General features: G+C 68.4%; 21 protein-coding genes. 10 read left to right on the plus strand and 11 right to left on the minus strand.

The window, feature by feature from the left end; genetic code table 11:
- Positions 1 to 60 precede the first annotated feature (60 nt).
- The 4 genes from ACTZWU_RS13130 to glmM are packed head-to-tail and all read left to right on the plus strand — an operon-like array spanning position 61 to position 3,797.
- Positions 61 to 591: a cell wall hydrolase gene (locus tag ACTZWU_RS13130; protein WP_444737810.1), complete on the plus strand. Its 531-nt coding sequence runs from the start codon at positions 61 to 63 to the stop codon at positions 589 to 591.
- A 45-nt stretch (positions 592 to 636) separates the two neighbouring features.
- Positions 637 to 1,458, plus strand: a complete 822-nt coding sequence (locus ACTZWU_RS13135) for a dihydroneopterin aldolase (protein ID WP_444737811.1) — start codon at positions 637 to 639, stop codon at positions 1,456 to 1,458.
- 12 nt (positions 1,459 to 1,470) lie between these two features.
- Positions 1,471 to 2,457: a dihydropteroate synthase gene (folP, locus tag ACTZWU_RS13140; protein WP_444737812.1), complete on the plus strand. Its 987-nt coding sequence runs from the start codon at positions 1,471 to 1,473 to the stop codon at positions 2,455 to 2,457.
- Entirely contained in the window at positions 2,454 to 3,797 is a 1,344-nt protein-coding gene (glmM, locus tag ACTZWU_RS13145; RefSeq protein WP_444737813.1) for a phosphoglucosamine mutase, read from the plus strand. Before folP ends, glmM begins: the two co-directional genes overlap by 4 nt.
- 69 nt (positions 3,798 to 3,866) lie before the next feature.
- Here the strand turns inward: glmM and ACTZWU_RS13150 are convergent, their stop codons facing one another.
- Both ACTZWU_RS13150 and dksA read right to left on the minus strand, forming a co-directional pair.
- Entirely contained in the window at positions 3,867 to 4,994 is a 1,128-nt protein-coding gene (locus tag ACTZWU_RS13150; RefSeq protein ID WP_444737814.1) for an FAD-dependent oxidoreductase, read from the minus strand.
- Between the two features lie 43 nt (positions 4,995 to 5,037).
- A complete protein-coding gene (gene dksA / locus ACTZWU_RS13155; RefSeq protein WP_444737815.1) occupies positions 5,038 to 5,460 on the minus strand; it encodes an RNA polymerase-binding protein DksA in 423 nt (140 codons plus the stop codon).
- A gap of 172 nt (positions 5,461 to 5,632) precedes the next feature.
- Between dksA and ACTZWU_RS13160 the strand changes: the two genes are divergently transcribed.
- Both ACTZWU_RS13160 and ACTZWU_RS13165 read left to right on the plus strand, forming a co-directional pair.
- A complete protein-coding gene (locus ACTZWU_RS13160) occupies positions 5,633 to 6,475 on the plus strand; it encodes an AAA family ATPase (protein WP_444737816.1) in 843 nt (280 codons plus the stop codon).
- Between the two features lie 127 nt (positions 6,476 to 6,602).
- Positions 6,603 to 7,889: an O-acetylhomoserine aminocarboxypropyltransferase/cysteine synthase family protein gene (locus tag ACTZWU_RS13165; RefSeq protein WP_444737817.1), complete on the plus strand. Its 1,287-nt coding sequence runs from the start codon at positions 6,603 to 6,605 to the stop codon at positions 7,887 to 7,889.
- 48 nt (positions 7,890 to 7,937) lie between these two features.
- Here ACTZWU_RS13165 and ACTZWU_RS13170 read toward each other — a convergent pair whose 3' ends face one another.
- The gene (locus tag ACTZWU_RS13170; RefSeq protein WP_444737818.1) at positions 7,938 to 8,696 is read right to left on the minus strand and encodes an SIMPL domain-containing protein; all 759 of its coding nucleotides are present in this window, start codon (positions 8,694 to 8,696) and stop codon (positions 7,938 to 7,940) included.
- Between the two features lie 202 nt (positions 8,697 to 8,898).
- Between ACTZWU_RS13170 and ACTZWU_RS13175 the strand changes: the two genes are divergently transcribed.
- Complete coding sequence (locus ACTZWU_RS13175; RefSeq protein ID WP_444737819.1) at positions 8,899 to 11,844, plus strand: hypothetical protein; 2,946 nt, start codon at positions 8,899 to 8,901, stop codon at positions 11,842 to 11,844.
- 5 nt (positions 11,845 to 11,849) lie between these two features.
- Here the strand turns inward: ACTZWU_RS13175 and ACTZWU_RS13180 are convergent, their stop codons facing one another.
- Positions 11,850 to 12,875: a TraB/GumN family protein gene (locus tag ACTZWU_RS13180; RefSeq protein ID WP_444737820.1), complete on the minus strand. Its 1,026-nt coding sequence runs from the start codon at positions 12,873 to 12,875 to the stop codon at positions 11,850 to 11,852.
- A gap of 184 nt (positions 12,876 to 13,059) precedes the next feature.
- Here ACTZWU_RS13180 and groES point away from each other — a divergent pair, with 184 nt between their 5' ends.
- Positions 13,060 to 13,347: a co-chaperone GroES gene (gene groES, locus ACTZWU_RS13185; RefSeq protein ID WP_444737833.1), complete on the plus strand. Its 288-nt coding sequence runs from the start codon at positions 13,060 to 13,062 to the stop codon at positions 13,345 to 13,347.
- 41 nt (positions 13,348 to 13,388) lie between these two features.
- Positions 13,389 to 15,029, plus strand: coding sequence for a chaperonin GroEL (groL, locus tag ACTZWU_RS13190; RefSeq protein ID WP_444737821.1), 1,641 nt, complete (start codon positions 13,389 to 13,391; stop codon positions 15,027 to 15,029).
- A gap of 129 nt (positions 15,030 to 15,158) precedes the next feature.
- Here the strand turns inward: groL and ACTZWU_RS13195 are convergent, their stop codons facing one another.
- From ACTZWU_RS13195 to ACTZWU_RS13220, 6 genes are all read right to left on the minus strand, one after another.
- Positions 15,159 to 15,521, minus strand: coding sequence for a DUF5368 domain-containing protein (locus ACTZWU_RS13195; protein ID WP_444737822.1), 363 nt, complete (start codon positions 15,519 to 15,521; stop codon positions 15,159 to 15,161).
- Between the two features lie 10 nt (positions 15,522 to 15,531).
- Complete coding sequence (locus ACTZWU_RS13200; protein ID WP_444737823.1) at positions 15,532 to 16,773, minus strand: NAD(P)/FAD-dependent oxidoreductase; 1,242 nt, start codon at positions 16,771 to 16,773, stop codon at positions 15,532 to 15,534.
- A 350-nt stretch (positions 16,774 to 17,123) separates the two neighbouring features.
- Positions 17,124 to 18,647: a Ppx/GppA family phosphatase gene (locus tag ACTZWU_RS13205; protein WP_444737824.1), complete on the minus strand. Its 1,524-nt coding sequence runs from the start codon at positions 18,645 to 18,647 to the stop codon at positions 17,124 to 17,126.
- A 27-nt stretch (positions 18,648 to 18,674) separates the two neighbouring features.
- Positions 18,675 to 20,840, minus strand: coding sequence for an RNA degradosome polyphosphate kinase (locus ACTZWU_RS13210; protein WP_444737834.1), 2,166 nt, complete (start codon positions 20,838 to 20,840; stop codon positions 18,675 to 18,677).
- A gap of 27 nt (positions 20,841 to 20,867) precedes the next feature.
- Complete coding sequence (locus tag ACTZWU_RS13215; protein ID WP_444737825.1) at positions 20,868 to 21,572, minus strand: chromosomal replication initiator DnaA; 705 nt, start codon at positions 21,570 to 21,572, stop codon at positions 20,868 to 20,870.
- Positions 21,569 to 22,708 (minus strand): AI-2E family transporter, encoded by a 1,140-nt coding sequence (locus ACTZWU_RS13220; RefSeq protein WP_444737826.1) that lies wholly within the window; start codon positions 22,706 to 22,708, stop codon positions 21,569 to 21,571. Before ACTZWU_RS13220 ends, ACTZWU_RS13215 begins: the two co-directional genes overlap by 4 nt.
- A gap of 129 nt (positions 22,709 to 22,837) precedes the next feature.
- Between ACTZWU_RS13220 and proS the strand changes: the two genes are divergently transcribed.
- Positions 22,838 to 24,199: a proline--tRNA ligase gene (gene proS, locus ACTZWU_RS13225; protein ID WP_444737827.1), complete on the plus strand. Its 1,362-nt coding sequence runs from the start codon at positions 22,838 to 22,840 to the stop codon at positions 24,197 to 24,199.
- Positions 24,200 to 24,266: 67 nt separating this feature from the next.
- On the opposite strand, the gene ACTZWU_RS13230 is transcribed toward proS, so the two are convergent.
- Positions 24,267 to 25,259 carry a YeiH family protein gene (locus tag ACTZWU_RS13230; RefSeq protein ID WP_444737828.1) on the minus strand — a complete coding sequence of 331 codons (993 nt, stop codon included), beginning with the start codon at positions 25,257 to 25,259 and terminating at the stop codon, positions 24,267 to 24,269.
- Between the last annotated feature and the right edge of the window lie 171 nt (positions 25,260 to 25,430).

Here is a 25,430-nt window from a genome sequence, read left to right on the forward strand (position 1 = left end):
GGAAGCGGCTCGCTCTTCACATCCGATGCCGCGCTCTTTGGGTCTTCCGGGTCGGCCACGATGGCCGCGATCCGACTCGAGGCCTCGGCCCATTCTCCGCTCCTATACGCCAGCAGCGATGCTGTGAAGGTGGAAACCACGCCGCCCGCCAATCCCGAGACACTTTCTCTGGCCAGCGCCGGGACCACCGTCAGGACGGTCTCGCAGGACGATCTGGATTGCATGGCCGAGGCGCTTTACCACGAGGCGCGCGGCGAAGGTGCGCGCGGCCAGCAGGCCGTGGCCGAGGTGATCCTGAACCGCGTGGACAGCCGCGCCTTCCCCTCGTCGGTCTGCGGCGTAGTGCGCCAGCCCAGCCAGTTCAGCTATCGCAATCGCGGCGTTCCCGCGATGAACAACCGCAGCGCCTATCAGCGCGCCCGCGCCATCGCCGAGGCCGCCCTGACCGGCCAGCCCCGCACCCTGACCGGCGGCGCGACCTATTTCCACACCCCCGCCGTGCGCCCCGCCTGGTCGCGCCGGTTCGAGCGGACCACCCAGATCGGCCGTCACATCTTCTACCGCGACAACACGCGCCTGGCCTCGAATTGAGGCTTCGGCGCGACGGGGCTTGCCGTTGCGCCGGATTTGCTGTGAATGGCGGATATGGAACATCCCGACCGCATCTTTCTGCGCGATCACGTGGTTTCGGCCGAGATCGGCGCCTTTCAGTCCGAGCGCGGCTGCCAGCAGCGGCTGCGCTTCAACGTCATCGTCGATCTGCGCCATTCGGTCAGCGGGGCAGACGACCATGTTGACGCCGTCCTGTCCTATGACGTGCTGACCCAGGCGGTCGCAACGGCTCTGGCCGATCAGCGCTACAATCTCGTCGAGACGCTGGCCGAGCGCATCGCCGCCGAGGTCCTGGCCCATCCCCGCGCCGCGCGGATCGAGGTGACGGTCGAGAAACTGGATCGCGGACCGGGCGCGCTCGGTGTGTCGATCACGCGCGATGCGGCGCGGGTCGGGGCCACGGGCACGCCGATGGCCGCGCGCGTCCTGGTCTGGCTGGCCCCCGCCCCCGAGGCCGGATCTCAGGCGATCCCGCGTCAGGGCGACGCGGCGATGATCGTGCCCGACGCGCCGGGCCTTCCGCTGCCGCAGGGCGGCTGTCCGCGCCGGATTGCGCTTCTGGCGCTGGATCAGGCGGCCTGGGCGCTGGCCGGGCGCATGGGGCTTGAGGTCGCTGCGACGCGGACCGAACTGGACGCGGCGATCCATGCCGGGCGGCCCGTGGTCTGGGCGCCCGCCCGGCTGGCGGCCGACGCCCCCGAGGCCGGGCTGACGCCCGCGCAGCTGGGCTTTTGGCTGGCGCGTCGGCTCGAGGCGCTGCGGATCGACTTTGCCCTGCCGCCCGAGACATGCCTGCCCGCCCTGCCCGACGGCGTCGAGGCGCCCGTGGGTCGGATCACGGTCTGAGCGCGTCCCTTGATGCATCAGGAATATTACCGCCCGATCCCGCAACCCCGGACGGGGCGCTGGCGCCTTGCGGGGGGCTGGAGCTTCTTTGACCGGTTCGAGCGCCTGCGCCGTGGCGCGGCGCCGCAGATCGTGGACGAGGCCCCGCCCGAGGTGATCGCCACCCTGACCGCCCCCCGCCCGCCTGTCATGGCGCTGGCGATGGACCAGCCCCGGATCATGGGCATCGTGAACGCCACGCCCGACAGCTTTTCCGATGGCGGGCGCTATGATGCAGTCAGTCATGCGCTTGCGCTGGCCCGCGCAGGCGCCGACATCCTGGATATCGGCGGCGAATCGACCCGCCCCGGCGCCCTCGAAGTTCCCGCCCCGGACGAGGTCGCCCGCATCCTGCCCGCCATCGAGGCCGCATCGGCGCTGGCCCCAGTCTCGGTCGATACGCGCAAGGCCGCCGTCGCCGGACCCGCGCTTGGGGCGGGCGCGGGGATGGTCAATGACGTCTCAGGGCTGGATTTCGATGCGGCCCTCGCGCCTCTGGTTGCGGATCGGGGCGCGGCGCTCTGCCTGATGCACGCGCAGGGCCTACCCGAGACGATGCAGGACGATCCGCGCTATGGCGACGTGCTGCTGGACGTCTATGATACGTTGGCCGCGCGGATCGCGCGGGCCGAGGCGGCGGGCATTCCGCGCGCCCGGATCGTGGTCGATCCCGGCATCGGCTTCGGCAAGACCGAGGCGCATAATCTTGCGATCCTGCGGCGGATTTCGCTGTATCATGGTCTGGGATGCCCGATCCTTCTGGGCGTGTCGCGCAAACGCTTCATCGGCAGAATCGGCGGCGCCGCGCGGGCCGAGGATCGCGGGCCGGGCACGCTGGCCCTGACGATGATGGCGCTGGAACAGGGCGTCCAGCTGCACCGGGTGCATGACGTGGCCGATCACGTGCAGGCGCTGCGGCTTTGGGCCGCGATCAACGACGAAGAAGGAGCGGGCGCATGAGCCGGAAACTCTTTGGCACCGACGGGGTGCGCGGGCGGGCGAACAGCCATCCGATGACCGCCGAGATGGCCTTGCGCCTTGGTGCCGCCGCCGGGCGCTATTTCCGCCGCGACGGGCGCAACCGCCACCGGGTCGTGATCGGCAAGGATACGCGCCTGTCGGGCTACATGCTGGAAAATGCGCTGACGGCGGGGCTGACCAGCACGGGCATGAACGTGCTGCTGCTGGGGCCGGTGCCCACGCCTGCGGTGGGGTTCCTGACGCGCTCGATGCGGGCGGATCTGGGGATCATGATCTCGGCCAGCCACAATCCGGCCGAGGATAACGGCATCAAGTTCTTCGGTCCCGACGGCTTCAAGCTGTCCGACGAGGCCGAGGCCGAGATCGAGGCCATCGTCGCAGGCGAGATCCAGCCCGCCCAGCCGGGGAATATCGGCCGCGCCCGGCGGATCGATGACGGGCGCGGGCGCTACATGGAATACGCCAAGACCACCCTGCCCGGCGGGCTGCGGCTGGACGGGCTGCGGGTGGTGCTGGACTGCGCCAACGGCGCCGCCTATCGCGCCGCCCCCGAAGTGCTGTGGGAACTGGGCGCTGACGTGATCCCTCTGGGCGTCAAGCCGGACGGGTTCAACATCAATGACGGCGTGGGCAGCACCCATCCCGAGGCCTGCGCCGCGGCGGTGCGCGAACATGGCGCCGATCTGGGGATCAGCCTCGATGGCGATGCCGACCGGGTGGTGATCGTGGACCAGCATGGCGCGGTGGCCGATGGCGACCAGATCATGGCGCTCCTGGCCGGGCGGTGGGCCGAACAGGAGCGGCTGGCCCGTAGCACCCTGGTCGCCACCGTCATGTCCAACCTGGGGCTCGAGCGGTTCCTGACCGGGCGCGGCCTGCGGCTGGAGCGCACCAAGGTCGGCGACCGCTACGTGGTCGAGCGGATGCGCCGGGGCGGCTTCAATCTGGGCGGCGAGCAATCGGGGCACATCGTAATGACCGATCACGCCACGACCGGCGACGGGCTGATGGCCGCGATGCAGGTTCTGGGCGCGATGGCCGAGACCGGCACGGATGCCGCGACGCTGGTGCGGCAGTTCGATCCGGTGCCACAGATGCTGAAGAACGTGCGATACGCCGCCGGGGCCGATCCGCTGGCCGCCGCTCCGGTGCGCCGGGCGATCGCGGATGCCGAGGCGCGGCTGGCTGGAACGGGGCGGGTGCTGATCCGGCGATCGGGGACCGAGCCCCTGATCCGCGTCATGGCCGAGGCCGAGAACGAGGCGACCCTGCGCGAGGTCGTGGACGGGATCGTGGCGGCGGTCGAGGCCGTGGCCTGATATCGCCCTGCCGAGGGCGCCGGGGGCCAGCCCCCGGACCCCCGGGATATTTGGACCAAGGCAAAGGTGTCAGGGGGTCTCGGCGGTCGGGTCGTGGTCGTAGAGCCAGTCGAAGCGCGATGGCATCAGGTTCGGTGCGAGGCGGCCGATCGTCCTGAGGGCGTTATGGCCGATGAGGCGGCGCGCGCCCGAGAGGTGATAGTTCGCGGCATTCGCATTGGCGGCTTCGACGATGCGACGGCAGCGCGGGTCGCGCAGCGCCTGATAGCGGGCCAAGGCCGTGGCGGGGTCGGGGTCGGCATCGAGGCAGGCGGCGATGGTCCAGGCATCCTCGATCGCCATCACGCCGCCCTGGGCGAGGAAGGGCAGCGTGGGGTGGGCGGCGTCTCCGACAAGCGCGACACGGCCATCCTGCCAGATCCGCGCGACATCGTGGCGGAAGAGGCCCCAGAGATGCGCGGTTTCGACGCGTGCGAGCCAGTCGGGGACCGGGCCTTTCAGGGCGGCGAAGGCGCTGCGCATGGCCTGCGGGTTGCCGGGCTGGGACCAGCCCTCATCCTGCCAGTCGCGGCATTCGAGGACTGCGACGATGTTTCTGAGCCCATGGGCCAGCCGGTAGCTGACGAGATGCCGTCCCGGCGCCATGTAAAGCCGCGCCGTCGTCGGGCCGGTGCCGTCGTCGGGGATGACCGCGCGCCAGGCCGTGTGACCGGTGAAGAAGGGGACCTCGCGGCCGTTCAGGGCCTGACGGGTCGGACTGTGCAGTCCATCGGCGCCGATCACGAGCCCTTCGGCCGGGGGCGCGCTGGTGGGTTGGCCGAGTTTCAGGGTGATGCCCGCCTGCCCTGCGGCGCTGGCGAGGCATTCGATCAGCCGGGCGCGGTGGATGACGCGGAAATCCGCGTCCGGCCTGCGGGCCCGGAAATTCAGGCGGATGACCGGGCGGGCCCATTGGTCGTTCAGTTCGACGCCAAGGCTTGGCAGCGAGGCGGCGCGGACCGCCTGGCCGAGGCCGAGCGCGTCGATGACGCGCATGCCGTTCGGGGAAAGCTGGATGCCGGCGCCGATCTCGGTCAGTTCCGGGGCGCGTTCGAGGATCGTTACCTCGGCGCCGCGTCGGGCAAGGGCGATGGCGGCGGTGAGGCCGCCGATGCCCGCCCCGATCACGGTGATCCGTTGCCCCGCCAGATGGCCCATGCTCCGCCCTCCGTCGCAGCGGCCGCCAAGGGGCGGCTTTCGGTCAATCGTCGCGGTGGACGCGTTCCTTGCGTTCGTGACGCTCTTGCGCCTCGAGCGTCATGGTGGCGATGGGCCGGGCGTCGAGACGGCGCAGGCTGATCGGCTCTCCGGTCATCTCGCAATAGCCGTATTCGCCGGTCTCGATCCGGCGCAGCGCCGCGTCGATCTTGGAGACCAGCTTGCGCTGGCGGTCGCGGGTGCGCAATTCGATGGCACGGTCGGTTTCCTCGCTGGCGCGATCCGCCAGGTCCGGCACGGCGCGGGCGCTGTCTTGAAGGCCTTCCAGGGTCTCGGCCGAGAGGTCCAGCAATTCCTGTTTCCAGGCTTCCAGCTTGCGCCGGAAATATTCGAGATGACGCTCGTTCATGAAGGGCTCGTCCTCGGCGGGACGATAGTCCTGGGGAAGGAAGGTCTGGGCTTTCATACGTCCTCCGGCGGCGCCGGGCGGATCAGAAATTCCGGCACCTTGCGCGCCCCCATAAAGTATGACGTGCTGCTTGTCACTAGGCTGGGGGTCGCGATGATGCGTATTGTGCAAACCTGTTTCGGTCGCGCACGCGCCCCAGGCAGAACCCGGTCCGCAGAGGAGAGATTGGATGCAGTTTGCAGGCACCGCCCGCTATGTCGCCCCGCCGGAACTGGCCATGGCCGTGAATGCCGCCGTCACGCTGGAACGCCCGCTGCTGGTCAAGGGCGAGCCGGGCACCGGCAAGACCGAGCTTGCCCGCCAGGTCGCCGAGGGTCTGGGCCTGCCGCTGATCGAATGGCACGTGAAATCGACGACGCGCGCACAGCAGGGGCTTTACGAATATGACGCCGTCAGCCGGTTGCGCGACAGCCAGCTGGGGGATGCGCGGGTTCATGACGTCGCGAACTACATCCGCAAGGGCAAGCTGTGGCAGGCCTTCGAGGCCGAAAGCAAGGTCGTCCTGCTGATCGACGAGGTGGACAAGGCCGATATCGAGTTTCCCAACGACCTGCTTCAGGAACTGGACCGGATGGAGTTCCATGTCTACGAGACCGGCCAGACCGTGCGGGCGCGCCACCGGCCCGTGGTCATCATCACCTCGAACAATGAGAAGGAGTTGCCCGATGCGTTCCTGCGGCGCTGCTTCTTCCACTTCATCCGCTTTCCCGATGCCGAGACCCTGCGCGCCATCGTCGAGGTGCATCATCCCGGCGTGAAGCCGCGTCTGCTGGACGAGGCATTGCGGCAGTTCGTCGAGTTGCGAGAAGTGCCGGGGCTGAAGAAGAAGCCCTCGACCAGCGAATTCCTGGACTGGCTGAAGCTGATCCTGGCCGAGGATCTGGCGCCCGAGGATCTGGCCCGCGATCCGGCCACGATGCTGCCGCGCCTGTATGGAGCGCTGCTGAAGAACGAACAGGATGTAGGATTGTTCGAGAAGCTGGCCTTCATGGCACGACGGCAAGGTCGCTGAGGGGGGCGCTGCCCCCCGTCCTTGCGGACTCCCCCCGGGATATTTTCGTGAAGAAGAAGGGGCTTTGCCGGTTGCCCGTCCGGCGGAGTGCGGACTAGGGTCGGGCAGTTTTCGGGAGGAGAACGAGATGAGCGACAGACAGGGTTTCGACACTTTGGCGATCCATGCGGGGGCTGCGGCCGATCCCGCCACCGGTGCCCGGCAGGTGCCGATCTACCAGACCACCGCCTATGCGTTCCGCGATGCCGATCACGCCGCGCGGCTCTTCAACCTTCAGGAAGTGGGCTATATTTATTCGCGGCTGACCAATCCCACGGTTTCCGCCCTGCAGGCGCGGATCGCGGCGCTGGAGGGGGGCGCGGGTGCGGTCTGCTGTTCCTCGGGCCATGCGGCGCAGATCATGGCGCTGTTCCCGCTGATGGCGCCGGGGCGCAACATCGTCGCCTCGACCCGGCTTTACGGTGGCACGGTCACGCAGTTCAGCCAGACGATCCGGCGCTTCGGCTGGTCGGCGACCTTCGTCGATTTCGACGACCCGGACGCGCTGCGCGCCGCCATCGACGAGGATACGCGCGCGATCTTCTGCGAATCGATCAGCAATCCGGGCGGCTATGTCACCGATATTCCGGCCGTGGCGGCGATCGCCGACGCGGCGGGGATTCCGCTGATCGTGGATAACACGCTGGCCACGCCCTGGCTCTGCCGCCCGATCGAGATGGGCGCGACGCTGGTCGTCCACAGCCTGACCAAATACATGACCGGCAACGGCACCGTCACCGGCGGGGTCGTCGTGGACAGCGGCAAGTTCGACTGGTCGGCCAGCGACAAGTTTCCCAGCCTGTCCGCGCCGGAACCCGCCTATCACGGGCTGGTCTTTCACCAGACCTTCGGCGCGCTGGCCTTCACCTTCCACAGCATCGCCGTCGGCCTGCGCGATCTGGGCATGACGATGAACCCGCAGGGCGCGCATTACACGCTGATGGGGATCGAGACGCTTGGCCTTCGGATGGAGCGGCACGTCGCCAATGCCCGCGCCGTGGCCGAATGGCTGGAAAAGGACCCGAGGGTCGAGCATGTGACCTATGCCGGGCTGGAAAGCTCGCCCTGGAATGCGACGGCGAAGCGGCTCTATCCGCGCGGGGCGGGGGCGCTGTTCACCTTTGCCGTGAAGGGTGGCTATGACGCCGCGGTCAAGGTCGTGGGCGCGCTGAAGCTTTTCAGCCATGTCGCCAATCTGGGCGATGCGCGGTCGCTGGTGATCCATTCGGCCTCGACCACGCACCGCCAGCTGACCGAGGCGCAGCAGCGCGCCGCAGGGGCCGCGCCCGAGATCCTGCGCCTGTCGGTCGGCATCGAGGATGTCGCGGATCTGATCGCGGATCTGGATCAGGCGCTGGCCGCCGCGACTGCGTGAACCGGCGGGGCGCGCGGGGTAATCCGCGCGCCCCTCGGGTGCGGCAGGTCAGTTTTGCGGCGTGCAGGCGCCGTCGCCAATCAGCGCGTACTCGATCTCGACCGCGGCCTGCATGGTCAGTTCGCCCGGCTGGACGGGGGTTGATGCATCTGCCATCGCGGCCTCCATCCGCATCATCGGGCGGGGGCCCTCATTGCCACGCGGCTGGTCGCGCAGCGACAGGACCGGCCCGAGGGTCAGGCCTGCGGCCTCGGCCAGGACCTCGGCCTTGCGGCGGGCATCGGCGACTGCGTCGCGGCGCGCCTGATCCACGGCGTCAAGGCCATTCTCGCGGGTGAAATCGATGCCCCGGATCTCGTTCGCGCCCGCCTCGACGATGGCGTCCAAGGCGCCGCCCAGACCCGCCATGTCGGTCACGCGGATCGCCACCATGTTGCTGGCCTGATAGCCCGTCACGCGCGGGGCCTGACCATCGCTGTAATCCATCAGCGGGCTGAGGTTCAGCCCCGAGGTCTGGATGTCGGCGTCCGCCAGCCCCGCGCCGCGCAGGGCCTCGATCACCGCGCTCTGCCGGGTTGCGTTCTGGCGCATTGCATCGGCGGCGCTGTCGGCCTGCGTCGTCACGCCCAGCTGGATCGTCGCCAGATCGGGCGCGATGCGGGCCTGCCCCTCGCCCGATACGACAAGCCGGGACGGTCCGTGATCGGCACCGCAGACTTGGGCGGGCGACTGGGCCAGTGCCGGGGCGGCCAGCGAAAGCGCAAGCGCCGCGACGGACAGGGGCAGAGACCGGAAGAACTGCGACATGGATTATTCCCTTTCTGGTCACAGGCAAGAATGGCGACACTCTGGCGCATTGCCTCGGGGCAGGCCAATCACGGAACCGGGAAATGCCATCACGGATACGGCAGTTCCGCTTTCCCCAAAGGTGGAATTCGGCTACTCATGAAAGACAGAAACGACGGGTGCGTCCATCGAGGCGCCCCGCAGATGAGCAGCGAAACAGACGATGAACCAGCACGCCGCCGCACCGGAATTCGCCATGAGCTTCACGGAAGAGGCCGTGACGCTGGAAAAGCGCGAGGGGCGTGACTGGCGGCCCCTCGGGCAGGCGCGCTTCACCGGGGGCGATCTGGCCTTTGTCCTGAACGCGCTGCGCGATCAGGCGGGCGGGCAGGCGGGCGAGCTGGACACCGTGCTGGTCATTCCCGACGACCAGATCCTCTATACCACGCTGACGGTTCCCTTCGGATCGGACACGCAAGCCACGATCGCCCGCGCGCTGGAGGGGATGACCCCCTACCCCGCCGAGGACCTGGCCTTTGACTGGTGCCCCGCCGCCAATGGCGACATCGAGACGCTGCGGGTGGCCGCCGTGACGCGCCGCACCCTGGACGAGGCCGAGGATTTCGCCCGCGCTCAGGGGTTCCGCCCCTCGGGCTTTCAGGCACGTCCGGGCGATGACCGTTTCGACGGCAATCCCGATTTCGGCCCCTCGCGGCTGGCCGAGGAACAGTTCGACCGCCGCCCCTTCAGCGCGCCCGACCTGACGCAGGCCCGCATCACCGCCCCGGTGATCGAACTGACCGACGAGCCCGCACCGGTTGCGGTGACGATTTCGCGCGTGACGCCGCATGTCGTCCTGCCCGCTCTGTCTCCTGCCCCTGTCCCGGCACCTACCGTGCAAAAGGTTGCCGAGATTCCCGATGCACGCCCTGCGGTCCGCACCCCGCCGGTCATCCGTCACGGCCAGAAGGATGCCGCCCTGTCGCCCCGCGCGCAGGCCGTGCATGAACGCGCCGCACGCGCGCGCACATTGCGCGCGGATACCGCGGCGCAACCGGCAGAAGCGGCCCGGACCTGGATGGCGGCTCTGCCCCGGCTTGACCTTGGGCGTCTGGACATGACGCGCCTGCCGGTGATGGTGGGGCTGCTTCTGGTGGCGATCCTGCTGGGTCTGTGGGTTCTGGGCCGCGACACCGGGGCGAACGATCCACGCCAGATCGCCGAGGCGCAGCCCGCGCCGCAGCCGGCACCCGAACCCGCACCAGCCGCGCCCCTGCCCGAGACAGTCGCAGTCGAAACCCTGCCCGAACCGGCCCCGGCACTGCCCGAAACCGAAGCGCCTGCCGAGGCCACTGCGTCGGCCGCGCCGGAAGCGCCCGAAGCAGACGCGCTGAGCCGCGCGCTGAACGAAGCCCTCGCTTCCGCCGAGGCGCCCGCGCCTGCGCAGCCCGGTCCCTCCGAGGCCGCTCTGGCGGCGGTGGATGCGATTGCCAATGCCTCCGCGCGCGAAACCACCGGTCAGGCCGCCGCGCCTGCGGCCACTGCGCCACAGGCCCCGGCATCCGCAGCGCCCGCCTCGACGACGGCTGCCGAGCCCACCGCGCCGGAAAGCCCGACCGTGACGGCGGCTCCCCCGCCGGCAGCGCCTCGCCCCACGCCCGAAACGGACAGCGTCGCAGCAGCGACCGACCGGCCCCAAACCGCGCCCGCCGTCCCGCGTGTCAGCGCCGCGCCGTCCCCGCTGAACAGCTCGCAGCGCCCGCCGCGTGCCGCGCCGGCTCGTGCGGCGCCGCCGTCCAGCCCCGATCCCAGCCCGGCGGTTTCGACCCAACCGCCCGCCGCGATCGCCGCGCCCGCGCGCCCTGCCGCCAGTGTGCGCCCGCCCGCGCGCCCCGCAGCCACCCCGCGCCCGACCGCTTCCGCCAGCCCGGCACCCGCCGCCGCCACGCCCGAACCGCGCCCCGCCGCCGCGCCAACGACCGCCGCGCCGACGACGCAAAGCGCGCCTGCCTCGGCGCGCCCGCCCGCCCGGCCTGCCAATCTGTCGATGATGGACGAAGGCAGTGCCGTCGAAGAGGCCCCTCGCCGCCTGACCGAGGCCGAGATCGAGGACCTGCGCCGCCAGCTGCGTGACCTGCGGACCGCCCAGGCCGGGGGCGCGGGCTTTTCACAGGAGGAGCGCGACCTGGTCTTTCAGATCGCGGATGCGCGGCCCGCACGCAGACCCGTTTCGGTGCGCGGCCCCAGCCAGGATGCCGTCCGCTCGGCCCTGTCCGAGGCCGTCAGCAGCGACCGTCCCCAGACCCGCAGCACCGCCGAGACGCCCGCCCCCACGACCAACAGCGCGGCGTCGAGCGTGCTGGCGCGCTCGACCCGTCCGCCCGCCAAGCCCCGGAATGGCGGCGCCTCGCTCAGCCCCGCCGCGGTGGAACAGGCGATTGCCGCTGCCGTGGCCTCGTCTCCCGTCTCGCCGGGGGCGGTTGCGCTGACCGGGCTGACATCGTCCCCGCTGCCGCCGCGCCGCAGCGGGGCCGCGCGGCCCGGCGCCATCGCCTCGACCGTGACCAGCAACGCCATGGCGGCCTCGACCGCGGCGCTGGCCGCGCCCGTTGCGGCGGCCAGCGCGGCCACGGTGCCCTCGGCGGCCGAATTGCGCGCCGCAGCCGAGGCGCAGGCAGCCGACGCGGCGATGGCCGAACAGCGCCGCCTTGACGACGAATTGCAGGCCCAGGCCGAGGCCCGTGCCCGCGCGCAGGCCGCCGCCGATGCCCGCGCCGAGGCCGAGGCCCGCGCCCAGGCCGAAGCCCGCGCCCGCGCGCAGGCCGAGGCCGAGGCCCGCCAGGCCGCCGCCCGCAACCAGCAATACAAGCCGCAAGAGATCGACAACGAACCCGATGTCGTCGCCTCGATCCCGCAAGGCGCCATCGGCAATGCCGCCGCGACAGCCACGGTGAAGGACGGCATCCGGCTGAACAGCACCCAGATCATCGGCACGATCGGCGCGGGTCAGGCCAGCCGCGCGCTGGTGCGCCTGTCGAACGGGCGCATCCTGACGCTGCGGATCGGAGACCGCGTGAATGGCGGCACCATCACCGAGATCCGCGACAGCCGCATCCTGTATAACCGCAATGGCCAGATCCAGGCGCTTGGCGTGCTGAACGGGCAATAGCCCGGTCAGTCGTCAAGGCGCGTGATCGCGAACCCTTCGGCGGCCAGCAGGTTCAGCACACCCGCCTCGCCCGGCAGGTGCAGCGCGCCGAAGGCCGCGACGACATGGCTGCCTTGACCTGCGGCTTCGGTCGCGGCCTCAAGCAGCGGCGCGATCCAGGCGCGGTTGCGGCGGTCCATCAGGCGGTCCTGCATCAGCGCGATCTGCGCGTCGATCACGGCGGCGTCCATCCCCGAATGGGCATAGGCGTCGTGCCGGGCCAGTTCCCAGATCTTCCAGACATCGCCCTCGAAATAGCTATCCGTCAGGGTGACGGCGTAATCATCGGCCAAGGCTGCGGCGGGCAGGTTGGCGCGGATCATGTCCAGCTCCTGCTCGGGGGTGAGGTTCTCGAAAAGCGTGAAGATCGTATCCCACGGCTCAAGCGACAGGACCGGCAGGCCACGGGCCTGGGCCTCGTCCATCATCATGTGGTCGAGCCCCCGCACCACCCCGCCCGATTCCGCTACCTGACGCAGCATGCAGGGTGACAGGCCCAGCATCATCGACAGATACCAGGGCCGCATCCGCGACGCCATGATCGCCGGGATTCCGCGATCCGACAGGGCGGCTGACAGCGCGGCCCATTCCTCGGGCGACAGCCGCTCGGGCAGGGTCGGGCCGGTGGCATCGACCGTCAACGCGGGGTCCGTGGCCAGCGCCTCGGCCAGACGGGCCTGTTCCTCGGGGCCCGATTCGACCAGTAGCGTGGTCGCGCCCTGAAACTCGGGGCGCACCAGATCCAGCGTGGCGGCGTGGCGCGGGTCCTCGAAGTGATAGGTCCCGACCAGCACGATCCGCAGATCGTCGCGCGTGGCGTCAAAGACCAGACCCCGCCGGAAGGGAACGCCAGCGGTCGCGGCCTCGATGGCGGCGGCATGATCGGCGGGCATCGTCTCGAAGAGGTTCCGCCCTTCGCAGACGGTGGCGGCCTGCGCCGACAGGCCCATCCCGGCCAGGAATGCCAGTGCCCATGTGATCCTGCCCGCCATGGCGCCCCCCCCTCGATCCGTTTGCGCCGCAACCCTGACATGACCGCCGCCCGGATGCCAGTTCAGCGCGCGGGCTGCCCGTTGACAGAAGCGCGAGACTTGCCTAGATCACCGTCATTGGCACTCGCATTCGGTGAGTGCCAACAGCGAAACACTGCAACCTGAAACATCGGAGTGTTCAACAATGGCATTCAAACCGCTGCATGACCGCGTGCTCGTCCGCCGCGTCCAGTCGGAAGAAAAGACCAAGGGCGGTCTGATCATCCCCGACAGCGCCAAGGAAAAACCGGCCGAGGGCGAAGTGATCGCCGTCGGCGAAGGCGCGCGCAAGGATTCGGGCGAACTGATCGCCCCCGCCGTCAAGGCTGGCGACCGCGTGCTGTTCGGCAAATGGTCCGGCACCGAAGTCACGGTCGATGGCGAAGAGCTGCTGATCATGAAGGAAAGCGACATCCTGGGCATCATCGCCTGATCGTCCGACCCTTCCTTCAACGATAAATTCAGGAGATTCAAATGGCTGCGAAAGAAGTCAAGTTCAGCACCGACGCCCGCGACCGGATGCTGAAAGGCGTGAACATCCTTGCCGACGCCGTGAAGGTGACGCTTGGCCCGAAAGGCCGCAACGTCGTGATCGACAAGTCCTTCGGCGCCCCGCGCATCACCAAGGACGGCGTCTCGGTCGCCAAGGAAATCGAACTGTCCGACAAGTTCGAGAACATGGGCGCCCAGATGGTCCGCGAAGTCGCTTCGCGCACCAACGATGAGGCCGGCGACGGCACCACCACCGCCACCGTTCTGGCCCAGGCCATCGTGAAAGAGGGCATGAAGGCGGTCGCCGCCGGCATGAACCCGATGGATCTGAAGCGCGGCATCGACCTGGCCACCTCGAAGGTCGTCGAGGCCATCAAGGCCGCCGCCCGCCCGGTGAACGACAGCGACGAAGTCGCCCAGGTCGGCACCATCTCGGCCAATGGCGAAGCCCAGATCGGCCGCTTCATCGCTGACGCGATGCAGAAGGTCGGCAACGAGGGTGTCATCACCGTCGAAGAGAACAAGGGGATGGAGACCGAGGTCGAAGTCGTCGAAGGCATGCAGTTCGACCGCGGCTACCTGTCGCCCTACTTCGTCACCAACCCCGACAAGATGGTCGCGGATCTGGAAGACGCCTACATCCTGCTGCACGAGAAGAAACTGTCGTCGCTGCAGCCGATGGTTCCGCTGCTGGAAGCCGTCATCCAGTCGGGCAAGCCGCTGGTCATCGTGGCCGAGGACGTCGAAGGCGAGGCTCTGGCCACGCTGGTCGTCAACAAGCTGCGCGGCGGTCTGAAGATTGCTGCCGTCAAGGCTCCGGGCTTCGGCGATCGCCGCAAGGCCATGCTGCAGGACATCGCCATCCTGACCGGCGGTCAGGTCATCAGCGAAGACCTGGGCATGAAGCTGGAAAATGTCGGCATCGACATGCTGGGCCGCGCCAAGAAGGTTTCGATCAACAAGGACAACACCACCATCGTCGATGGCGCCGGTGAGAAGGCCGAGATCGAAGCCCGCGTGTCGCAGATCCGTCAGCAGATCGAGGAAACCACCTCGGACTACGACAAGGAAAAACTGCAAGAGCGCGTGGCCAAGCTGGCTGGCGGTGTTGCCGTGATCCGCGTCGGCGGCATGTCGGAAATCGAAGTGAAAGAGCGCAAGGACCGCGTTGACGATGCCCTGAACGCGACCCGCGCGGCCGTGCAAGAGGGTGTGGTCGTCGGCGGCGGCGTGGCTCTGGTTCAGGGCGGCAAGGCTCTGGACGGCGTCACCGGCGCGAACAGCGATCAGGATGCGGGCATCGCCATCATCCGCCGCGCGCTGGAAGCTCCGATGCGCCAGATCGCTGAAAACGCTGGCGTCGATGGCGCCGTCGTGGCCGGCAAGGTCCGTGAATCGACCGACAAGGCCTTTGGCTTCAACGCCCAGACCGAAGAATATGGCGACATGTTCAAGTTCGGCGTCATCGACCCGGCAAAGGTCGTCCGCACCGCGCTGGAAGACGCCGCTTCGGTGGCCGGTCTGCTGATCACGACCGAAGCCATGATCGCCGAAAAGCCCGAGCCCAAGGCCGCGGCTGGCGGCGGGATGCCCGACATGGGCGGCATGGGCGGCATGATGTAATCATACCCCCCTGCCCCTTTGGCAGACGGAAAGGGCGCCCCCTCGGGCGCCCTTTTTGCATCCGGGATCAGACCCGACAGCCAAGAGGCCGGGCCGCGTGGCCCCGCCACTAGTGGTGTCGTCCTGCGCTTATCTCGACTGCGCCCCACCGGGGCGGCGCAGCAGCGACTGGACCGTGTAGACCAGGATCGCCATGCCCACAGCGCCCACCGCCGCCACGCCTAGCAGAACGATCACATCGACCGGCCCGCCAATGTCGCGGAAATGGGAATTGGTGACGCCCTGCGTAAACAGGACTGCCGCCACAGCACCAAGGGGCATGGAAAGCTGCGCCCAGAGAAACTTGCGCACCGACAGCGAACGGTCGCGGACCAGCACGAAAAGATAAGCCAGCGTGACCACCACGGCGGCGGCCAGCATCACCCAGAACAGGGTTGCGCCGAACATCTCCTGAAAGACGGCCAGCAGGGTTTCGAATGTCAGTTCCTTCATGGCGCCCTCCTCAGGCCTTGCCGCGCAGCATCGCGTTATAGGTGGCCTTCAGCGCCACCTCCTTCATCAGCCAGCTGATCCACAATTCTTCCAGGGGCGCGATGAGGCCGGGGAAGGACGGGACCAGATTGTCCTTGTAGTCGAACTCGACCAGCATCGCGCGACCGACCCGCGTGATCAGCGGGCAAGAGGTGTAGCCGTTGAAAGTCTCGGTTCCCTCATGGCCCTCGATGGCGGCGACAAGGTGATCCTCGACCACGGGGACCTGCCACTTGACCGATGCGGCGGTCTTGCCCTTTGGCACGCCGGCGACATCGCCAAGGGCAAAGACCTCGGGATAGCGCAGATGACGCAGCGTCTGCTGGTCGCATTCGACCCAACCCTGATCGGTCCATTTATCGGCCCAGGACAGGCCCGAGTCCCGGATCACCTGCGGCGCCCGCATCGGCGGGATGACATGCAGGTAATCGTAATCCATATCCACCTGCGACACGCTTTCGGCGCGGGTCACGGGGTCGATGCTGGTCGCCTCGAATCGGGCGCGCTTTTGCCCCGGCTCGATCGAGATCAGCTTGTGGCGCAGATGCGTGTCGATGCCGCGCTCGCCGTAAAGCATCCGCACCTTTTCCGCCACGATCGGCACCGAGAACAGCGCGGCCTGCGGGGCGGTATACTGGAACGAATGGCGCCCGGCGGCGGGGCCGCGGCTGGCGATGTCCTCAAGCAGGAAGGTATGCTTCAGGGGCGCCCCCGCGCATTTCATCTCGGTCGCGGGGCGGGTGAAGACGCCGACGCCGCCATTGTCGATGAAATGGCTGGCGGCCTGCCAGGTGCGGGCGGCGTATTCCGGCCCGGCATAAAGCGCGCCGATGCCGTTCTGACCCACCATGTCCAGCGAGAAGCCGGGGATCGCGTCATGATCCAGCACCAGTCCCGGAGCCACGATCAAGAAATCGTAATCCAGCCGCGTGCCGCCCTCGGTCTCGACGCGGCGCGCCTCGGGGTCGATCAGGGCGGCACGTTCCGCCAGCAGCGTCACGCCGCGCGGCAGCCAGTCGGTCGTGCGCGAGACGGTATATGAGGCGGGCTTCAGCCCCGCCGCGACCAGCGACAGGCCGGGCTGGTAATGATGTTCCGCACGCCCGTCGATGATGGTGATCTGCGCACCGTCAAGGCGCTGCACCAGCCGGTTGGCCAGCGCCGTCCCCGCCGCGCCCGCCCCGATGATCACGATCCGTGCATTGGTCGCCACCGACGCGCGCGCCGGTCGCGCGGCCTGCGCAGTCGCGGCAGCAGCAAGCCCCGCAGCGGCAAGCCCGAAAAAGCCGCGACGGCTTGACAAGAATGGATTGGTTTTCTTCACGTCAGGATTCCCCCCAAGGACCGCGCCCGCATGGCGGGCAGGATTGATTTTTCAGGGAAATGCCTGCCCCTTCACGCCCGATCACAGGGATCGGACCGATCAGGACCAGCTTGCGGACCCTGCTCGGGGTCCGAATTTCGCGCGTCAGACATTCCTTGATCGGAATGTATACCAGCCGAACGGCGCGTGCCTCCTTGATCTATATCAAGAACTGAATGTGTTTTGCGCGGGCGCGCGCGTCACGAGATCACCGCCTCGGCGCCCATCGCTTCGCCAAGCGACCGGAAGCGGCTGCGCGCGACCTCGCCCATCAGGTCGCGGCCCGTCGCGGTCAGCTTCAGTTCGATCCGCTTGCCCGGCACATGGACCAGCTTGCCCGCATCCGAGGGGTCGTCGATGGCGAACATCGCGCCAAAGCGCATGGCCTTGCCCAGGATTTCGGCCTCGCGCAGGTGGTTCTTGTCCAGCAGATCGAACAGCGGCGCCATGGGCGATTTCGCGCGGCTGTTCTTGTAGCGGTGCAGCAGCGCGACGCCCAGAAAGACCCGCTCGGGGTGGCTGAGGGCGGCCATGTTGGCGCGGGTGACATTGTCGAAACAGGCTTCGGCGCGGTAATCGGGATGGGCGCGCCATGCGGTGTCGTGCAGCAGGCAGGCCGCGCGCATCAGCCGGTCGCGTTCGGGCGGCATGTCCGGAAACAGCGGCAGCAGGAAGTGATAGAGCTTCTTGCCGAAGCCCGGCAGCCGCGCCATCTGCTTTTCGGTGAAGCGCGCGGCCTCCAGCAGCGGATCGCGGCGGCGCAGGTCGCGCGACATGTGTTCGTAAAGCAGCCCCTCGCGGATGCCGTAGCTCGAGACGTTCAGCTCTTCAGGGGCGAAGACCTGCACCAGCCGCGACAGGACCTGCGAAGCCAAAGGCACCAGCTCCATCCGCGAGGACGAGATGCCCGTCCGCGCACGCAGCGCCGACAGGTCGTGCCGCGCGATCCAGCGCACGGTCTCGGCCACGTCGTCGGGGGTCATGCGGTATTCGTGCAGGACCGTCATCGGGTAATTGCGCCGCTCCATGTCCAGACGCGCGATGGCGCGCCAGGAGCCGCCGACCAGATAGAGCCGTTTGTGGTCGCCGCCCATCTCGGCCAGCAGGTCCGACAGGATCGCGTCGATATGGCCCTTCAGCGCGTCCTCGGACACCTGCTGCAGCCGGAACGGCCCCAGTGGCGAGGTCGCGCGCAGCCCCACCTTGCCTCCGCCCAGTTCCGCAAGCTCCATCGAGTTGCCGCCGATGTCGCAGACCAGTCCATGCGCCTCGGGCCAGCCCAGCAGCACGCCCTGCGCCGACAGCCGCGCCTCTTCGGCGCCGTCGATCACATGCAGCTTCAGCCCCGTCTCGCGTTCGACCTGCGCCTGAAAGGCCGGGCCGTCCTCGGCCTCGCGGACAGCGGCGGTGGCCACGCAGGTGAGCGGTTCGATATCCATGCTGCGCGCGAGGGCGGCGAAACGGCGCAGCGCCGACAGGCCGCGCTTGATCCCCTCGGGGTTCAGGCGGCCGGTCCGGGCCATGTCCTGACCCAGCCCCGCCATGATCTTTTCGTTGTAGAAATAGGCGGGCGAGCGCGCGGCCCCGTCGAACACCACCAGCCGGATCGAGTTCGAGCCCACATCGACCACGCCCACCCGGCGCAGCGCGCGCTTGGGCAGCTTGCGGAACTTGGGTCCGAAAGGATCGACCTTGCGGCCCGATGTGGTTCTGACGCCGTTCATGCCTGTCCGTCCTTGCGCCGCAGCGCCTTATTCCGCCGAATGGGTCAGCGCCGGGACATCCCGCGCGCCTGCCGTTCCCCGCCCGGAAAGAGACGGGTTTTCCATGAAGAAGCGGTGACAGTTGAACAGGTCGTCACGCCCTTCAGGAAGATATCGCACATACCGCCCATCGGGTTGCAAAAGCCAGCTCTGCGCCTCGTCCGCCATGTTGGCGGCCATGACCTGACTGACGATCTGGGCCTTCACGGTCTCATTGTGGCATTCCAGCAGCGTCTCGACCCGGCGATTGAGGTTGCGGTCCATCCAGTCGGCCGAACTGAAGAAGACCCGCGCCTTGGCCGAGGGCAAGCCATGCCCCGAGCCGAAGCAGACGATGCGCGAATGTTCCAGATAGCGCCCGACGATGGATTTGACGCGGATATTGTCCGACAGGCCCTTGATGCCGGGGCGCAAGCCACAGATGCCGCGCACGATCAGGCTGATCCGTACGCCTGCCTGACTGGCCGCGTAAAGCGCGTCGATCACGTCCTTTTCGATCAGCGCGTTCATCTTGGCCCAGATCTCGGCGGGGCGGCCCTGCCTTGCATATTCGGCCTCGCGCGCGATCAGGTCCAGCAGGCGCGATTTCAGGTCGATGGGCGCGATGGCGAGGTTTTCCAGCCCGGCGGGCTGCACATAGCCCGACAGGTAGTTGAAGACCTTGGTCGCGTCGCGGCCAAGCGCGGGATCGCAGGTGAACAGCGACAGGTCGGTATAGATCCGCGCGGTGATCGGGTGGTAATTGCCCGTGCCGTAATGGGTGTATGTGACCAGCGCGTCGCCCTCGCGCCGCACGACGGTGCTGATCTTGGCATGGGTCTTGTAGTTCACGAACCCATAGACGACATGCGCGCCCGCCCGTTCCAGTCGGCGCGACTGGCGGATGTTGGCGGCCTCGTCAAAGCGGGCCTTCAGCTCGACCAGCGCGGTGACGGACTTGCCGGCCTCGGCCGCCTCGCAGAGCGCGTCCACGATGGGGCTGTCGCGGCTGGTGCGGTAGAGCGTCTGCTTGATCGCCAGCACATCCGGATCGCGCGCCGCCTGCGCAAGGAAACGGACCACCATGTCGAAGGTCTCATAGGGGTGGTGCAGCAGCATGTCCTTGTGGCGGATCGCGGCGAACATGTCGCCGTCATGGTCCTGCACCCGTTCCGGCACGCGCGGCGTGAAGGACGGCCACATCAATTCGCGGCGGTTGTCCAACACCAGTTCGCGCAGATCGGCCACGCCCAGCAGGCCCTCGACCTCGACCACCTCGTCGGGGCCGACCTCAAGCTCGTCCATGATCAGGCGGCGCAGGCGGTCGGGGGCGCCGGTGGTGATCTTCAGCCGGATGACGCTGCCCCGGCGGCGGCGCTTCAGCGCGGTCTCGAATTCGCGGACCAGATCCTCGGCCTCGTCCTCGACTTCCAGATCGCTGTCGCGCAGGACGCGGAAGCTGCAATGGCCCGCATCGCGGTAGCCCGGAAACAGGCTGGACAGGTGCATCAGCAGCAGGTCTTCCAGCTTCAGGAACCGCTCGCCCCCCGGCAGGGCGACAAAGCGCGGCAATTGCGCGGGGATCGGCAGCAGCGCCTGCATCTGGCGGCCATCCGTCTCGCGCGCGAGTTCGAGGGCCAGCGAAAAGCCGGTATTCGGGATGAAGGGGAAAGGATGGGCGGGGTCGATCGCCAGAGGCGACAGGACCGGAAAGACGCGGGTCTCGAAGTAGTCGCGCAGCCAGGTCTCCTCGGCCCGCGTCAGGCGCTGGCGCGACAGGATCACGATCCCCTCGCGTTCCAGATCATGGCGCAGGCGGTTCCAGACGCTTTGCTGCGCGCCCATCAGGCGCCTTGCATCGGCGTTGATCAGCGAAAGCTGTTCAGCCGGGGTCAGCCCGTCATCGGACAGGCTGGAATTGCCCTCGCGCATCAATTCGCGCAGGCCCGCCACGCGGACGGTGTAGAATTCGTCCAGGTTCGTCGCGCTGATCGAGACAAAGCGCAACCGCTCCAGCAGCGGCACGCGGGGGTTGCGGGCCTCGTCCAGCACGCGCCAGTTGAAGGACAGCCAGCTGAGTTCGCGGTTGAAGAACCGCGACGGACCATCAGGGGGGCCGCCCTCAAGGGGCTGGGCTTCGGGAAAGGGCGTTCTGAGGAAATCGGCGAGCGTCATGGTCATCACATTGCCAGAATGGCGCGATCATGCCCGCTCGTTCGAGAGATTGTCCAGCAGGTCGGCGGCGATCCGACGGGTGACGGGGCCTTTTTCGGCCATCGCGGCGCGGTCCATCGCGGCGACCAGCCGCCGCGCCAGACCGAGGTCGCGGTCCATGTGCAGGACCAGCCAGTCGATCAGCCCGGCCGAGACCGAAAGCTGCCGGTCCGCGAACAGCTTGACCAGCACGGCGGCCAGAAGCGTCTCGTCCGGCGGGCCCAGATGGACCTGCGGCATCGCATCCATGCGCGACCGCAGGTCGGGCAGGACCAGCCCCCAGTCACGCGGCGCCCGGCGCGCCGTCAGCAGCAGCAGGCAATCGCGCGGCCCGCAGAGGTTCCACAAATGGAACAGCGCCTGTTCTGCCCCCGCCGCGAAACCGGCATGATCGGCATCCTCGACCACGACCGCCCCGCCCTCGGCCGCCAGAAGGTCGGCCGCATCGGGACGCAGGGCGGCGGCGCTGATGCGGCGCGCGCCGTTCTCGGCCGCCCAGAAGGCCGCCATATGGGTCTTGCCCGCGCCTTCGGGACCGATCAGCAGCATCCGCCCCTGAGGCCATGACAGGGGCTGGTCCAGCACGCGAAGCGCAGCCTCGTTCGCGGGCGCGGCCAGGAAATCGGCGCGCGCATGGGCGGGGGGCGTGGTCAGGTCCAGCGTCAGTTGGCGCGAGGTCGAGAAAAGCGTCATGCCGCCGGGCCCTGCCCGCCCGGGGGCGTCTCGGGGGTCAGGGGGACCAGCTCGACCCGCAGTGGGGCGGCGGGTTCGGGCACCGCGCTTTCGCCGGTATAGAGGCCGCTGGCCAGATAGCGCCCGATCAGGAAACGCGCCAGAACACCAAGCGCCGCCGCCATCGGCACGGCCAGAACCAGCCCCACAAATCCGAACAGCGATCCAAAGACCGACAGCGCCAGCAGCAGCCAGACCGGGTGCAGGCCGACATGGTGGCCGACGATCTTGGGTTGCAGGTAATTGCCCTCGACGATCTGGCCGATGGCGAAGATGGCGATGACGGCGCCGATCCAGACCGGATCGCCCCAGAAGCTGAACAGCGCCACCCCGATCGCGGTGGCCCCGCCGATCAGCACGCCGACATAGGGGATGAAGGACAGAACCGCCGCCATGATCCCGATGAAGAAGCCAAAGGGCAGCCCGACCAGCATCAGCATGATCGAATACCACGTCCCCAGGATCAGGATGACCAGCGCCTGCCCGCGCAGGAACCCGGCAAGGGCGGCGTCGATCTCGGTCGCCAGCTGGCGGATGACGGGGGCGTGTTCGCGCGGCAGCAGCGCATCGACGCGGGCGACCAGGTGATCCCAGTCGAGCAGCAGGTAGAAGGCCACGACCGGCACGATGACCAGCAGCGCGACCGTGCCGACGAAGCCCCGGACCGAGCCCAGCACCCGCCCCGCCAGCGCGCCCGCCTGCTCGCGCAGGGCCGTCGTGACATCGTTCAGCGTCTGGCCCAATTGCCCCGCATCGGGGATCAGCGCGGGAAAGCGTGTCTCGACGAACAGGCGCGCCTGCTCGAACATCTGGGGGGCGGTCTCGATCAGCGCGCCCGCCTGACGCAGCGCCAGCGGCACGATCAGCAGGACGACGGTGACGAAGGCCAGCACCGCCGCCAGCGTGATCACGACCACGGCCATGGTGCGCGACAGGCCCGCCCGCTCCAGCCTGTCGGCCAGCGGATCCAGAAGATAGGCGATGCCCGCGCCCAGGATGAAGGGCAGCACCGCCTGCCCCAGCAACCACAGCGAAACCAGCAAGACCAGCGCCGCCAGCCCCCACCAGATCAGTTGGAATCGAACCGGAATGCGCATCCCACAAACTCCTGTACCCTACGCGATCTATCTGCCCTTGCCCCGACGCCAAGGCAAGGCCGGGCCTTGCATCAGCGCCGCCTTTGCCTCAAGACAGCCCTGCAAACCCTGCCAGATACGAGATCGCCCATGCGTCTGTCGCGTTATTTCCTGCCCGTCCTGAAGGAAGACCCCAAGGAGGCGCAGATCGTCAGCCACCGCCTGATGCTGCGCGCGGGGATGATCAAGCAGCAGACAGCGGGGATCTATTCCTGGCTGCCGCTTGGCCACAAGATCCTGCGCCGGATCGAGACCATCGTGCATGAGGAACAGGCCCGCGCGGGCCATATCCCGATGCTGATGCCGACGCTGCAGCCGGCCGATCTGTGGCGCGAAAGCGGGCGTTACGACGATTACGGCGAAGAGATGCTGCGCCTCAAGGACCGCCACAAGCGCGACCTGCTCTACGGTCCCACGAACGAGGAGATGATCACCGACATCTTCCGCAGCCATGTGAACAGCTACAAGGACCTGCCGCTGACGCTGTATCACATCCAGTGGAAGTTCCGCGACGAGATCCGCCCCCGTTTCGGCGTGATGCGGGGCCGCGAATTCCTGATGAAGGACGGCTACAATTTCGACCTGACCAAGGAAGACGCGCTGCACGCCTATAACCGCCATCTGGTCAGCTATCTGCGCACCTACGAACGCATGGGCCTGCAGGCGATCCCGATGCGCGCCGATGGCGGCCCGATCGGGGGCGACTACACGCATGAATTCCTGGTCCTGGCCGAGACGGGTGAATCCGAGGTCTTCTATGACAGCCAGATCACCGACCTGACCTTTGGCGACCGCCAGATCGACTATGACAGCGTCGAGGAATGCCAATCCGTGCTGGAGGAATTCACCAGCCGCTATGCCCGCACCGACGAGACCCATGACGAGGCGGTCTATGCCCAGGTCCCCGAGGAACGCCGCCGCAAGGCCCGCGGGATCGAGGTCGGCCAGATCTTCTATTTCGGCACCAAGTATTCCGAGCCGATGGGCGCCACGGTCGTGGGCCCCGACGGCGCGCGCGTGCCGGTCCACATGGGCAGCCACGGCATCGGCGTCTCGCGCCTGCTGGGCGCCATCATCGAGGCCAATCACGACGACAAGGGCATCATCTGGCCCGAGGGCGTGACACCCTTCCATGCCGGGATCGTCAACCTGAAACAGGGCGACGCCTCGACCGACAGCGCCTGCGAGGCGCTCTATGCGGCGCTGCGCGCCGAGGGTCTGGACCCGCTTTACGACGATCGTGACGAACGGGCGGGGGCGAAATTCGCCACGATGGACCTGATCGGCCTGCCTTGGCGGATCACGGTCGGCCCGCGCGGGCTGGCCGCGAACAAGGTCGAACTGACCGACCGTCGCAGCGGCGAAAGCACCGAGATGACCCCCGAAGAGGCCGTCGCCCGGCTGGCGCGCATCTATGCGCCGATCATGGCGCGCGCCTTCCCCATCGCCTGACCCGGACGGGGCGGCACCGCAGGGTGTCGCCCCGTCCCCGAGGGGCGCAACAGCCCCGACGCGGCGCTCAGACCCAGCCCAGCAGGACCGGGACCAAAATCAGCCCCGCCAGAACGACGCTCTGCCCGATCAGCAGGGCGATGGCGCCCGGCCCCACCTCGGCCAGCCGCGCCAGCGACGTCTTCATCCCCACCGCCGCCACCGCCGCGACGAGGATCGCGCGCGACGCGACCGAGGCCGCGTCGGCCACCAGCTCGGGCACCAGATGCGCCGAGTTCAGCCCCGCCAGAACCAGGAAGGCCAGTACGAAGCCCGGCAGGATCGGCGTTCCGGCCCGGCCCTGCCCCGTCTGCCGCAGGATCAGCGCCGCGATCAGCACCACCGGCGCAAGCAGGGTCACGCGGATCAGCTTGACGACCGTCGCCGTGTCGCCCGCCTCGTCCGACAGCGAATAGCCCGCGCCCACCACCTGGGCCACGTCGTGGATCGTGCCGCCGAGGAACAGCCCCGCCTGGTGCATGTCCAGCCCCAGCAGCGTGGCCAGAGCCGGATAGAGGATCATCGCCAGCGTCGATAGCGCCGTGACGGTGATGACGACAAATGACAGGTCGCGTTCCGTCGTCGGGCGCGGCGGCAGGACCGAGGCGATGGCCATTGCCGCCGAGGCGCCGCAGATCGCGACCGATCCCCCCGTCAGCAGGCCGAAGGCTCGGTCCTGCCCCAGCCGCCGCATCAGCGGCACCGACCCCAGGATCAGCGCCGCGATCGAGGCCGCGATCAGCGCGACGAAGGGCCAGCCGATCAGCGCGACCATCTCGACCGAGACGCGCAGCCCCAGCAGCGCCACCCCCAGCCGCAACAGGCCCCGCGCGGCAAAGTCGATGCCGGGCGCGGCGCGGGCATCCTCGGCCATGAAATGCAGCGGCATGCCCAGCAGAATCGCCATCAGCATGACCGGCGCGCCGTAATGCGCCGACAGGAACTGCGCGGCCATCGCGACAACGACCGCCAGCGTGACGCCCGGCACCAGCAGGCGCAGCCCTGCGACGTTCATCGGCATCGGCGCGGCCCCTTTGCAGGCCCCTGCGCGGCCCCTGTCCCGTGATCGGGAATGGTGGTCAACGGATGTCCCCTGTCCCGTTCGCCCGTGCCTCTGTCATAGTCGGGTCGCGCGCCGTCGTGAAGACGCGGCCCCCCGTGCGGGACGTTTCACCGGACCGAGATGTCGGCA

The sequence above is a fragment of the Paracoccus sp. NSM genome, from assembly GCF_052379855.1.
GTDB lineage: Bacteria > Pseudomonadota > Alphaproteobacteria > Rhodobacterales > Rhodobacteraceae > Paracoccus.